This is a genomic window from Streptomyces spinoverrucosus, assembly GCF_015712165.1.
GTDB lineage: Bacteria > Actinomycetota > Actinomycetes > Streptomycetales > Streptomycetaceae > Streptomyces > Streptomyces spinoverrucosus_A.
The window spans coordinates 6,004,842-6,016,762 of the sequence record NZ_JADPZX010000001.1 but is presented as its reverse complement, the minus strand read 5'-3'; the positions used below and the strand labels follow the sequence as shown (position 1 = coordinate 6,016,762).

General features: G+C 70.3%; 9 protein-coding genes, 3 tRNA genes and 1 pseudogene. 8 read left to right on the top strand and 5 right to left on the bottom strand.

Annotation, left to right across the window (positions count from 1 at the left end; all coding sequences use genetic code 11):
* The first annotated feature begins 20 nt into the window (after nt 1-20).
* Entirely contained in the window at nt 21-1,259 is a 1,239-nt protein-coding gene (locus I2W78_RS27330; RefSeq protein WP_196462900.1) for a cytochrome P450, read from the top strand.
* Between the two features lie 19 nt (nt 1,260-1,278).
* Here the strand turns inward: I2W78_RS27330 and I2W78_RS27325 are convergent, their stop codons facing one another.
* Nucleotides 1,279-2,073 (bottom strand): thioesterase family protein, encoded by a 795-nt coding sequence (locus I2W78_RS27325; protein WP_196462899.1) that lies wholly within the window; start codon nt 2,071-2,073, stop codon nt 1,279-1,281.
* Nucleotides 2,074-2,209: 136 nt separating this feature from the next.
* The gene (locus tag I2W78_RS27320; RefSeq protein ID WP_196462898.1) at nt 2,210-3,244 is read right to left on the bottom strand and encodes a helix-turn-helix domain-containing protein; all 1,035 of its coding nucleotides are present in this window, start codon (nt 3,242-3,244) and stop codon (nt 2,210-2,212) included.
* Nucleotides 3,245-3,554: 310 nt separating this feature from the next.
* Between I2W78_RS27320 and I2W78_RS27315 the strand changes: the two genes are divergently transcribed.
* From I2W78_RS27315 to I2W78_RS27295, 5 genes and pseudogenes are all read left to right on the top strand, one after another.
* On the top strand, nt 3,555-4,784 hold the full coding sequence (locus I2W78_RS27315; protein ID WP_196462897.1) for an MFS transporter: 1,230 nt from the start codon (nt 3,555-3,557) through the stop codon (nt 4,782-4,784).
* A gap of 143 nt (nt 4,785-4,927) precedes the next feature.
* Entirely contained in the window at nt 4,928-6,775 is a 1,848-nt protein-coding gene (asnB, locus tag I2W78_RS27310; protein ID WP_196462896.1) for an asparagine synthase (glutamine-hydrolyzing), read from the top strand.
* A gap of 150 nt (nt 6,776-6,925) precedes the next feature.
* Nucleotides 6,926-7,105: a hypothetical protein gene (locus I2W78_RS27305; protein ID WP_196462895.1), complete on the top strand. Its 180-nt coding sequence runs from the start codon at nt 6,926-6,928 to the stop codon at nt 7,103-7,105.
* Nucleotides 7,092-8,504, top strand: a complete 1,413-nt coding sequence (locus tag I2W78_RS27300; protein ID WP_196462894.1) for an amidase — start codon at nt 7,092-7,094, stop codon at nt 8,502-8,504. Before I2W78_RS27305 ends, I2W78_RS27300 begins: the two co-directional genes overlap by 14 nt.
* A 170-nt stretch (nt 8,505-8,674) precedes the next feature.
* Nucleotides 8,675-9,292, top strand: a pseudogene (locus I2W78_RS27295) (class I SAM-dependent methyltransferase).
* 179 nt (nt 9,293-9,471) lie between these two features.
* Here the strand turns inward: I2W78_RS27295 and I2W78_RS27290 are convergent.
* The 3 genes from I2W78_RS27290 to I2W78_RS27280 form a co-directional block, all read right to left on the bottom strand.
* Nucleotides 9,472-9,548, bottom strand: a tRNA-Ile gene (locus tag I2W78_RS27290).
* 168 nt (nt 9,549-9,716) lie between these two features.
* Nucleotides 9,717-9,789: transfer RNA gene (locus tag I2W78_RS27285), tRNA-Asn, on the bottom strand.
* A gap of 5 nt (nt 9,790-9,794) precedes the next feature.
* Nucleotides 9,795-9,867, bottom strand: a tRNA-Asn gene (locus I2W78_RS27280).
* Between the two features lie 158 nt (nt 9,868-10,025).
* On the opposite strand from I2W78_RS27280, the gene I2W78_RS27275 reads away from it, so the two are divergent.
* Both I2W78_RS27275 and I2W78_RS27270 read left to right on the top strand, forming a co-directional pair.
* Nucleotides 10,026-10,331: a YtxH domain-containing protein gene (locus I2W78_RS27275; RefSeq protein WP_196462893.1), complete on the top strand. Its 306-nt coding sequence runs from the start codon at nt 10,026-10,028 to the stop codon at nt 10,329-10,331.
* A gap of 120 nt (nt 10,332-10,451) precedes the next feature.
* A complete protein-coding gene (locus I2W78_RS27270; RefSeq protein ID WP_196462892.1) occupies nt 10,452-11,906 on the top strand; it encodes a xylulokinase in 1,455 nt (484 codons plus the stop codon).
* The last annotated feature ends 15 nt before the right edge of the window (nt 11,907-11,921 follow it).

Sequence of the window (11,921 nt, the reverse complement as noted above, 5' to 3'; positions counted from 1 at the left end):
CGATCCCGGGAGGTTTCGCCATGTCGAACGCGAGGTCGTGCCCGATCAACCACGATTTCAATCCCCTCGGGGATGCGTACGTCGCCGACCCCTATCCGATTCATTCCGCCGTGCGGGAGGAGACGCCCGCCTTCTACGCGCCGGCGATCGACATGTGGGTGATAACCCGCTTCGACGACGTCCAGAGCGCCCTGATGGACCCGAAAGCGTTTTCCGCCGCGGTCGGGCAGCGTCCGGTATTCCCGCTCAGCGACGAGGCGCAGTCCATCATCAAAGCGGGATTCCATGCCTATCCGGTGATGTCCGACTGTGATCCGCCCCGGCACACCCGAATACGCCGGCACAACCAGAAGGGTTTCTCGGCCCGGCGGATCTCGGTTCTGGAGCCGAAGGTGTGGGCCAAGGCGACCGAACTGGTCGACGCGATCGCGCCCGGTGTGGTCGACCTGGTCTCGGCCCTGACCTATCCCCTGCCCGCCTACATGATCTTCACGTTCATCGGCTTCCCCGATGAGGACATGGACATGCTGAAGTCGTGGTGCGGCAACCGTATCGCCTTCAGCTGGGGCCGGCCGACCGCCGACGAACAGCGCGACATCGCCACCAACATGGTCAACTACTGGTCCTACGTGGAGGAGTTCGTCGCCAAGCGGGCGGCCGAGCCGGTCGACGACTTCACCAGCGACCTGATCCGGATCCACCAGCAGGACCCTCGGAGCCTGTCCATCCCGGACATCACGAACGTGGCGTACGGACTGAGTTTCGCCGGGCACGAGACCACCACCAGCTTCACCGGCAACGCCGTGCGCAGGCTGCTGGCCAACCGCTCGCAGTGGGACGACCTGTGCGCCGACCGCTCGCTCATCCCGCAGGCGGTGGAGGAGGTGCTGCGCTTCGACAGCAGCATTCCGGCCTGGCGGCGGATCACCACGAGGGCGGTGACCGTGGGCGGCGTGGAGATCCCGGCGGAGGCCAAGGTGCTCCTGCTGCTGGGGGCCGCGAACCGGGACCCGAAGCACTTCGAGGAACCGGAGACCTTCGACATCCACCGCGGTGACGTCCGCAAGCACCTGGCCTTCGGGCAGGGCATCCACTACTGCATCGGTGCCGCCCTCGCCCGTATGGAGGCGCGTATCGCCCTCGACCTGCTGGCCCAGCGGGCCCCGCGGATGCGGATGGTGGAGGAGCAGGACTTCGACTTCCCGGCCAACGTGTCCTTCCGCGGCCCCCGCAAGCTCCTGGTCCACTGGCCGGAGTGACGCGGGCGGGAACGTCCGGTCAGCGTTCACTGACCAGCAGCGACTGCACCACACGGCCGCAGTCGCCGGACAGGTCGTCCAACTGTCCCACGGCCAGCCCCGATCCGCCGGGGCTGGCCGTCGTCGCGGAACGCAGGCACAGCCACGAGCCGACGGGTGGGCGGTGCAGGGCGAGGGTCACGTCGGTGTTGATGACGAGCCGGCTGTGGTGGTCCAGTTCGAAGCCGACGGCCCAGTTGCTGTCCGCCACGGTCAACGCGCGGGTCAGGGGCGTGTCCTCCTGCCCGGCGACCAGCGGGATGCGCTGGCGGGCCCACGCGGTGCCGGGCCCCGTCGTGTCGAAACCCGCCCCGGGTTCGAAGCGCCACTCCATGGCCGCGATGTGGCCGTCCAGATGGGCCCCGGCCATGGTGTGGGGAGGCTGGGCGGCGGGCAGTCGCGGCGCCTTCGGTGCGGGGCGCAGGGTGGGCGTGTCGGGCGGGCTGACGGCCATCCGCCAGGCTCGCGCCAGCAGCACGGTCTCGCCGCCCGAGCCGAGCTCCCCTTCGAGCAGTTCCACCCGGCGGCTCGACCGCACGGTCCGTACGCTGACCTGCAGATCGGCGACGGGCACGGGGCGCGGCAGTTCCACCGTCACCCGGGCGAAGTGGAAGCCCTCGCGCGGCTCGTGCCGCTCCATGGCCCGGCCGAGCAGGGCGGACGGCGGGCCGCCGTGCTGCCACTTGGGGCTCCAGGGGCCGGCCGTGGCCGAGGTGCTCTGGAACCGGCCCTGTCCCAGATCGCGGTAGAAGGCTTCGGGCAAGGTGGCGTTCACAGGGGTGGTGCTCCCTTCGGAGGGGGTTCCTGGTCCTGGTCCTGGTCCTGGTCCGGACGTCGTACGTCACTCAGCCGCGCATGACTGAGCCGCACATCGCCCAGTCGTACGTCACTCAACCGTGCGTCGACCAGCCTCAGCACGCCGCGGAGTCCGCGCCCGTGACGGCGGGCCGGCGTCCCGGCGTGACGGGTGCGCCGACGAGCCCGATGCCCCGGCCGTCCTCGCTGCGCCCGCGATACCAGCGCCGGTAGGAGTCCGGCGGCACTCCCACGGTCCGGCCGAAGTGCCGGCGCAGCGTCGCCGCCGTGCCCATGCCGGTCTGGGCGGCGATCTGCTCGACGCTGAGGTGCGTGGTCTCCAGCAGGCGCTGGGCCAGCCGCACGCGCTGGGTCAGCAGCCATTGCAACGGTGCCATGCCGGTACTGGCGCGGAAGTGCCGGGTCAGGGTGCGGCGGCTGACGTTGGCCTGCTGCGCCATGTCCTCCACGGTCACCTGGCTGTCCAGCCGCTCGGTGACCCAGGACAGCAGCTCGACCAGCACCCGGTCCTCGCCGCCGGACTCCTGCGGGGCGGGCGCGTGGGCCGGCTCGCCCCCGCCGTGGGAGGGCATGACCAGGCGGTGTGCCAGGGCCTTGGCGACGGCGGGGCCGTGGTCGAGTTCCACCACGTGGAGGAACAGATCGAGACTGGCCGCCCCGCCGGCGGACGTGAGGATGTCCCCCTCGTCGACGTAGAGGGCGTCGACGTCGACCTTCACCTGGGGAAACTGGGCGGCGAGCGCGGCGGCGTGGGCCCAGTGGGTGGTGGCGCGCCGCCCGTCCAGCAGGCCGGCGGCCGCCACCACGAACGCTCCCGTGTACGCGGCGACGATACGGGCGCCCGCCTGGTGCGCATCGCGGATCGCGCTCACCAGCTCACCGGGCGGGGCCTGCCGTACGTCCGGCCAGCCCGGCACGACGACCGTGTGCGCCTCGGTCAACTGGTCCAGGGTGCAGAGCCGGTCGATGCGGCAGGCCTCGCAACTGCTCGTGTTCTCCGAGACGCAGGCAATGAAGTCGTACCAGGGGTCGGCCAAATAGGTCCGATTGACGCCGAAAATCTCACGTGCCGCCGAGACGTCAAGACTTGGGATTACTGAAGTGAAAGCCATGGCCACAGATATCGGCATGAGCCATACCGTCACCGCGCGGCCTCGGCCGGTCAACGGACTCTTGCCGAAGTCTCAGACGACTACTCCCACAGCATCGCCCAGGCCCCCGAACTTGCCCAAATTGCGAATGAGACCAACCCATCCGCCGGAGCGAAATGGCACGCCAATACTTGCGGCCTGACCAGCACAGACCCCCGACAAACGGAATTGGCAGTTCTGCGACATGACCCTTGTTTCGCAGGGGTGATGTCGCAGAACTGCCAGCCTCCGCTCCGCGTGGCCTGTTGAACTGATCGCACAACGACAGGCCCTGCACAGGACGGAATTCATGGCCTCGACAACTGCCGCCACCACGCACCCCGGCGGAACCGGCTCTCCGACCCGATCACCGCTCATCGGTTGGCTGGCCGTGATCTCGGTGATGCTGGGAATCTTCTCGATCGTCACGACCGAGATCCTGCCGATCGGTCTGCTCACCTCGATCGGATCCAGTTTCACCATCTCCGACGGGATGGCGGGGCTGATGATGACCATGCCCGGCTTCCTCGCGGCGGTCTCCGCGCCACTGGTCACCGTCGCGACCGCGCGCATCGACCGACGTCTGATGCTGTGCGTCTTCATGCTCCTGCTGGCCCTGGCGAACTTCCTGGCCGCCGTGGCACCCGACTACTGGCTCGTGCTGATCTCGCGGGTCATGGTGGGCATCACCATCGGCGGCTTCTGGTCGATCGGCGCCGGACTCGCCGAACGCCTGGTGCCGGCGGAATCGGTCGGCCGGGCCACCGCCGTCATCTTCTCCGCCGTCCCCCTGGGCTCCGTGCTCGGTGTCCCGGCCGGCACCTTCATCGGCGATGTGGCGGGCTGGCGCATGGCCTTCGTCGTCATGGGGGCGCTGACCGTCGCGGTGCTCGCCATGCTGATGCTGGTCGTACCGCCGCTCCCGCCGGTACAGGCCACGCGCATGAGTGTGCTGCGCGGCATGTTCCGCAGCGTGCACACCCGTTTCGCGTTGCTGCTGACCTTCCTGATCGTGCTGGCCCACTTCGGGACCTACACGTACGTCACCCCCTTCCTGGAGCAGGTCACCCACGCGAGCTCGGCGATGGTCACCGTCTTCCTGCTGGTCTACGGCGCCGCCGGCATCGTCGGCAACTTCCTGGGCGGCGCGGTGGTGGGCCGTCACCCCCGGGCCACGTTCGGTCTCGCCGCGGGCCTGATCGCGGCGGCCACGCTGCTGCTGCCGGTACTGGGCCGCTGGGAGATCGGCGCCGTGGCCCTGCTGGTCGTCTGGGGCGTCGCCTACGGAGCCGTCCCCGTCTCGTCCCAGACCTGGTTCACCAAGGCGACCCCGCACGCCCCCGAGGCGGCCTCCGTGCTGTTCACCGCCTCCTTCCAGGCGACCATCTCGCTCGGCGCGCTGGTCGGCGGGCTCATCGTGGACCGCACCTCCCCGTCCATGGTCATGACGCTCGGCGGACTCACCGCCGCCCTGATGGTCCTGGCCGCGTGGGCCCACTTCGCGCGGCGCCTCACCTGGCCGGACCAGACCCCGGCCTGACCACCACGTCCCCGACCCCTGCTGTCGACACCCCCCTGCGCCGGACGACCGCGCGGTCTCGCCGCGCGCACAGCCCGGCGCGCCCCTTGCTCGGCCGGCCCTTCCGGTTCCGAGTCGTCACCCCCTAGGAGAGGACAACGCACATGTGCGGAATCGCCGGCTGGGTGGATTTCGATCGCGATCTCACACAAGAGCGCCCCACGTTGGAGGCGATGACCCGGACGATGGCCTGCCGCGGCCCGGACGCGGCGGGCGTCTGGCTGGACAGCCACGCGGCCATCGGCCATCGCAGGCTCTCCGTCATCGACCTGGAGGGCGGCCGCCAGCCGATGATCGCCGAGGAGGACGGCCGCACCCTGGCCGTGCTGACCTTCAGCGGCGAGATCTACAACTACCGGGAGCTGCGTTCCGAACTCGTCTCCCGCGGGCACCGCTTCCGCACCGAGAGCGACACCGAGGTCGTCCTGCGCGCCTACCTGGAGTGGGGCGCGGACATGGTCGACCGGCTGAACGGCATGTTCGCGTTCGGCATCTGGGACGCCCTGCGCGAGGAACTCGTCCTGGTCCGCGACCGCATGGGCGTCAAGCCCCTCTACTATTACCCCACCCCGCACGGTGTCCTGTTCGGCTCGGAGCCCAAGGCGATCCTGGCCAACAGGGAGATCCCGCGCCGTGTGAACGCCGACGGCCTTCGCGAGCTGCTCGACATGGTCAAGACCCCCGAACACGCCATCTTCACCGGCATGTTCGAGATCCGCCCCGGCCATCTCGTCCGGGTGGGCCGGCAGGGGCTGAGCAAGCACCAGTACTGGGCGCTGCGGGCCGAGGAGCACACCGACTCCCTGGAGCAGACGATCGGCACCGTCCGCGAGCTCCTGGAGGACATCGTCTCCCGGCAGCTCATCTCCGACGTGCCGCTGTGCAGCCTGCTGTCCGGCGGGCTGGACTCCTCGGCCGTCACCTCGCTCGCCGCCCGGGCCCTGAAGAAGGCGGGCGCGGGCCCCGTACGCTCCTTCTCCGTCGACTTCGTCGGGGCCGCCGAGAACTTCGTTCCCGACCCGCTGCGCAGCACCCCTGACGCACCCTTCGTACGGGATCTCGCCGAACTCGTCCAGGCGGACCACAAGGAGATCCTCCTCGACAGCGACGACCTGAGCGACCCGGCGGTACGCGCCGCCGTCCTGGCCGCCACCGACCTCCCCCCGGTCTGGTACGGCGACCTGTGGCCCTCTCTCTACCTGCTGTTCCGCGCCGTACGTGAGCGCTCCACGGTCGCCCTCTCCGGGGAGTCGGCGGACGAACTCTTCGGCGGCTACAGCTGGTTCCACGACCCCGAGGTGCTCACCGCCGAGACCTTCCCCTGGCTCACCAGCACGCCGGGCCCCTTCTACGACGGCACCCCCCTGTTCGCCAAGGGGCTGCTCGGACGTCTCGACATACCCGGCCGCCGACGCGAGGCCTACCACGAGGCGATCGCCGAGGTGCCCGTCCTGCCCGGGGAGAGCGGTCTGGAGAAGCGGATGAGGGAGCTCAGCTATCTCAACCTCACGCGCTTCGTCAACACGCTCCTGGACCGCAAGGACCGGATGAGCATGGCGGTCGGTCTGGAGGTCCGGGTGCCCTTCTGCGACCACCGGCTCGTCGAGTACGTCTTCAACGCCCCGTGGTCCATGAAGAAGTTCGACGGCCGCGAGAAGAGTCTGCTGCGCGCCGCCACGCGGGACGTCCTGCCGCAGTCCATCGTGGAGCGGGTGAAGGCCCCGTATCCGAGCACCCAGGACTCCGGATACGAGAAGAAGCTGCGCGACCGGCTCGCCGAGGTCGTCTCCGGCGACGCCCCCATCCTGCCGCTGCTCGACCTTGAGGCGGTCCAGGACCGCCTCAACCGGCCCGTCAGCGCGGAGAGTACGCAGATCACCCGGATCGACCTGGAGGTCCCGCTCTCCCTGAACGCCTGGCTCGAGTCCTACGACGTCACCCTGGACCTCTGACCGGCACAGACACACGCGCACCACGCCCTTGAGACCGCCCGGCGACCTTGCGACGACATCCCCCGAGTCAGCAGGGTCGCCGGGCTCACCGCCGCCCCGCCGCCCACCCACCGGTCCCACGGAACGCCCGGCCCCAAGAGGAGACGGCCCGTGTCCCAACCGCCGACGAACCCCCGGCTCCGCCAGGCGGCCGAACTGGCCGACCACATCCAGGAATCCATCGCCACCCTGCGCGAACTCGACCTCACCGGCATAGCGCCCGCGGCGGTCTTCCGGGCCGCCGACCCGGTCGCGGCCGCACCCCGGGGATCCGCCGATGCGACCCCATGAGCTCACCCTGTCCGCCGCGGCCGATGCCGTCGCGGCGAAGGAGCTCTCACCGGTCGAGCTCACCGAGTCGGCCCTGCGCCGGGCCGAGGAGACCGAGGGGCAGCTCAACGCCTTCGCGACCGTCGTGGCCGAACGGGCCAGGACGGCGGCCAAGCAGGCCGAGCAGGACATCCAGGCGGGCCGGTACCGCGGCCCCCTCCACGGGATCCCCTTCGCGCTGAAGGACATCATCGACACGGCCGGTGTCCCCACCATGGCGGGCTCACGCGTCTGGGCCGATCGCGTTCCCGACGCCGACAGCACCGTGTCGGCCCGCCTGGAAGCGGCCGGCGCCGTGCTCGTCGGCAAGACCCACACCCATGAGTTCGCCTACGGCCTCATCACGCCCCAGACCACCAACCCCTGGCACCCCCACCGCATCGCCGGCGGCTCCAGCGGCGGCTCGGCGGTGGCCGTAGCCGCCGGGTCGGCCACGTTCTCCGTCGGCACCGACACCGCCGGCTCCGTCAGAGTCCCCTCGGCACTCAACGGCGTCGTGGGCCTCAAACCCACCTACGGCCTCATATCCCGCCATGGCGTGGCGCCGCTGTCCTGGTCCCTGGACCATGTCGGCCCGCTCACCCGCAGCGTCCAGGACGCCGCCCTGGTGCTGGCCGCCCTCACCGGTCCGGACCCGCGGGATCCGGCCTGCCTGATCTCACCCCACCCGCACGCCGGATGCGGGCCGTCCACGGACCTGCGCGGTCTGCGCGTCGGCGTCCCGCGCTCCTATTTCTTCGATCACGTAACCCCCGAAGTCGCGGACCGGGTCCACACCGCCGTCGACCACCTCGCCCGGCTCGGCGCGACCACCCTCGACGTGGAGATCCCCCTGACCGCCTACCTGCTCCCCACCCTGTGGGGCCTGATGGCACCCGAAGCCGCGTCCGTCCACGAGGCCCACCTTCAGCACCACGCGGACCTCTTCGGCGACGACGTACGAACCCTGCTCGAAGCCGGGCGTCTCCTCCCCGCCGTCGACCATCTGCGCGCACAGCGCTCGCGCACCCTCATCCGGCGGGCCTGGCGGGAGCTCTTCGAAACGGTCGACGTGATCGCCACCCCGACCGTCGCCTGCACCGCCGCCGAACGCGGCCAGTGCGAGGTGCGCTGGCCGGACGGCACCACGGAGACCGTCACCGAGACCTACGTCCGCCTCACGTCACCGGCCAACATCACCGGACTACCTGCGCTGACGATCCCCGTCGGCTTCGACGACAACGGCCTGCCCATCGCCCTGCAACTGATCGCCGACCACCTCGCCGAACCCGACCTCCTGCGCGCCGGCCTGGCCTACGAAAGCACGAGGCTGCCAGAAGAGACGTTTCCACAGGTCAGAACGTTTCCTGCGCAGCGGTGACTTCCTCAAGAGCCCGGGCTGGGCGATCGACGAGGAGCTGTGGGCCATCGACGGCGCGGACTGCTCCCCGTGCGACAACAAAGTCCCCGACAGCCACTGACCTCGCTACAGTCGCCCCTGCCCTCACAGCTCCCCGAGGGCAGGGGCTCCCTCGTGCCTACAACCAGAGGATGTGGGATACCTACGCCGAGTCCGCCTTCAAGAGCGATGCGGAGCCGTCGTTCTGCTGAACCCAGTACACCGGACACGGCCCCGGCCCCGAACTCCTGGGCGACCCGCGCACTGTGCTGGAGATCGGCTGCGGCACCGGCCGTGCCCTCGCCTACCTGGCCCAGCGGGGCGTCAACGCGCGCGGCCTGGACCTGTCTCCGGTCATGGTCAAGAAGACCACGGAGAAGTGGGGTGGCACCGGCGCCGGCTTAGAGTGCGGGGAAGTCCTGGAATGGCTGACGGCCTGCGAGGACACTTACGACGCGGTGTACTCCATCTTCGGCGCAGCCTGGTTCACCGACCCGAACCGGCTCTTCCCCCTCGTCCGCGCCCGGCTCAATCCCGGCGGCGTCTTGGTGTTCTCGCACCCGCCGGCCATCCCCGGCGCCTACGGGCCGCAGGGCATGTACAAGGGCGGCTTCGCGGGCAAGGCCATGTTCACCTACCGGTACTGCTACCGGCCTGCCGTCTGGGAGCGGCTGCTGACCCGAGCGGGTTTCGCCACCGCCAAGGCGGAGGGGCTTGACGCGCCGAAGCCGGGCCACATCGGCACACTGATCGTCTCCGCCCGCGCCTGAGAGACCGCGGCCCCGGCCGGCGCCCCCGACGCCGGCCGGGGCCCGCTTCATGTCTTGATCGTATGCACTTCGGTTGAGCTTCGGCTGAGCTAAGGATCTCCGGAGACGACAAAACCCCCTCCGCTCGGAGGGGGCGGAGACGCCACCGCAGGTGAAAACGTTCCTGCACCGAAGCTGCTTGGTGGGGCGGGTGGGACTCGAACCCACGGCCGACGGATTATGAGTCCGCTGCTCTAACCGGCTGAGCTACCGCCCCATAGCGGCGTGTCGCGCACATTTGTGCGCGCCGTCTGCCGCAGCATAGCCGCTCATACGATCTCCTGCTCCGGCTGGTCGGCCACGCACGACCTTGAGGACTCCCCCGCGCCCCCGGCGGTTCCACCGGACATGAAAAAGGACCCCTGCGGGGTCCTCGTTCAGGCTGCTCCCCCGACTGGACTCGAACCAGTAACCTGCCGGTTAACAGCCGGCTGCTCTGCCAATTGAGCTACGGAGGACCGAGCTCCCCCGACTGGACTCGAACCAGTAACCTGCCGGTTAACAGCCGGCTGCTCTGCCAATTGAGCTACGGAGGAATGCCTCGTTGCATCGAACGCACCTACCTGGGTATTCGCCAGAGGGCGCGCGCTCGCTGCGACACATACATTAGCGCAAGCAGGGGGGTGCTCCGCCAATCGGTACTCCCCGGCCCCAGGCCGCGCCAGAGGACCTACGCAAGGGAAGGGTGGCCGCCATGCGTTACCGGCTCACGTTCATCGTCGGACTCGCCGTGGGTTACGTGCTGGGCACACGAGCCGGACGCGAGCGTTACGAGCAGCTGAGGAAGGCCGCGCGTCAGGTCGCGCAGAACCCCGCCGTCCGCAACACCGCCGAGACGGCCGCCCTGCAGGGCCGCCAGTTCGCCGGCAAGGCGTACCACACGGTGAGTACGAAGGTCGGCGACCACATGCCCGACTCGGTCGCCCACCGCGTCCGCTCCCTGCGCGACCGCAACATCAACGGCACCCCCGAGGACGACTGGGGCACCAGCAACACGTAGCGATATGCGGCTCCGCCGCGTGGCCGCGACCAGCCCCCACGACCCGCACCCGAAAACCCACACGCACCCCCACTGCGCCCACGGCCCAAGCAAGCGCAGCGCTACGGCAGAATTTGAGGCATGGGGATAGTCGCCGGGCTGGACAGTTCGCCCGATTTCACTCGTATCGTCGTCTGCGACGCGGACACGGGAGCCGTACTCAGGCAGGGCTATGCCCCGCACCCGGTGGAGACTCCCGAGGGCGGCGGTCGTCCCAGCGACCTCGATCCGCAGGCCTGGCTGCTGTCCCTGGGCGAGGCGGCCGGCGGTGGGCTGCTGGAAGGTGTGCAGGCCATCGGGGTGTCCGCGCAAGCGAACGCCGTCGTGCCGCTGGACGCGCAGGGCGGCACCGTGCGGCCCGCGCTGGTCGGCGCGGACAAGCGGGCGCAGGTCGCGGCGGCGGATCTGATCGACGCGCTGGGCGGGCGTGAGGCTTGGGCGCAGGCCGTGGGCTGTGTGCCGCAGGCCGCCCAGCCGGTGACCAAGTTGCGCTGGCTGGCCAAGAACGAGCCCGAGAACGCGGCGCGGATCGCCGTGCTGATGCAGGCACACGACTGGCTGGTGTGGCAGTTGCTGGGCCGGCCGGTGCGGCGCACCACCGATCGGGGCGGGGCCTCGGGGACCGGGTACTGGTCCGCCGCCACCGGCGCCTACCGGCCCGACCTGGTCGAGCTGGCGCTCGGTCACCAGGTCATGCTGCCCGAGGTGATCGGGCCGTCCGACGCGGCCGGTACGACGCCGGAGGGGCTGTTGATCTCCGCCGGGACCGGCGAGACCATGGCCGCCGCGTTCGGGCTGGGCCTGGGCTTCGGGGACGCGGTCGTCTCCCTGGGCGCTTCCGGGTCAGTGATGGCCGTGCACCCCGAGGCGCTGCAGGACGGCACCGGGATGATCACCTCCCTCGCCGACGCCACCGGCATGCACCTGCCGGTCGTCACCACCCTGAACGCGGTGCGCACCCTGCGCGGCACCGCCGAGCTGCTCGGGCTGCCCGACCTGGAGAGCCTGTCCGACCTGGCGATGAAGTCGACGCCGGGCTCGCACGGCCTCGTGCTGCTGCCGTATCTGGAGGGTGAGCGGACGCCCGCGCTGCCGCACACCGCGGGGACGTTGACGGGGCTGCGGCGGGAGTCGATGAAGGCGGAGCATCTGGCGCGGGCGGCTTTCGAGGGCATGCTCTGCGGGCTCGCGGACGCGCTCGACGTGCTGCGCGGGCGGGGGGTCGAGGTGCGGCGGGTCTTCCTGCTGGGTGCGGCGGCCGAGCTGCCGGCCGTGCAGGCGTCGGCGCCCTCACTGTTCGGGGCGCAGGTCGTCGTACCGCAGCCCGCGGACTACGCGGCGATCGGGGCGGCCCGGCAGGCGGCCTGGGCGCTCGGGGTGTCCCAGGGGAGCCTCGATCCGCGTACTCCGCCGGTCTGGCAGGGGGCGGTCGCGCAGGTGCTCGAACCCGGTGAGGAGCTGGCGGTGGGGCAGGCGGTGCGGCAGCAGTTCGTGTCGGTGCGGGAGCAGACCCATCCGGGGGCGTTTCGGTCGTAGCGCCCGATCCGTTGG

Excerpts from the sequence above, each read along its gene's own strand:
- I2W78_RS27330 (WP_196462900.1), top strand. The coding sequence starts at position 21 with ATGTCGAACGCGAGGTCGTGCCCGATCAACCACGATTTCAATCCCCTC.
- I2W78_RS27320 (WP_196462898.1), bottom strand. The coding sequence starts at position 3,244 with ATGCCGATATCTGTGGCCATGGCTTTCACTTCAGTAATCCCAAGTCTT.
- I2W78_RS27315 (WP_196462897.1), top strand. The coding sequence starts at position 3,555 with ATGGCCTCGACAACTGCCGCCACCACGCACCCCGGCGGAACCGGCTCT.
- asnB (WP_196462896.1), top strand. The coding sequence starts at position 4,928 with ATGTGCGGAATCGCCGGCTGGGTGGATTTCGATCGCGATCTCACACAA.
- I2W78_RS27300 (WP_196462894.1), top strand. The coding sequence starts at position 7,092 with ATGCGACCCCATGAGCTCACCCTGTCCGCCGCGGCCGATGCCGTCGCG.
- I2W78_RS27275 (WP_196462893.1), top strand. The coding sequence starts at position 10,026 with ATGCGTTACCGGCTCACGTTCATCGTCGGACTCGCCGTGGGTTACGTG.
- I2W78_RS27270 (WP_196462892.1), top strand. The coding sequence starts at position 10,452 with ATGGGGATAGTCGCCGGGCTGGACAGTTCGCCCGATTTCACTCGTATC.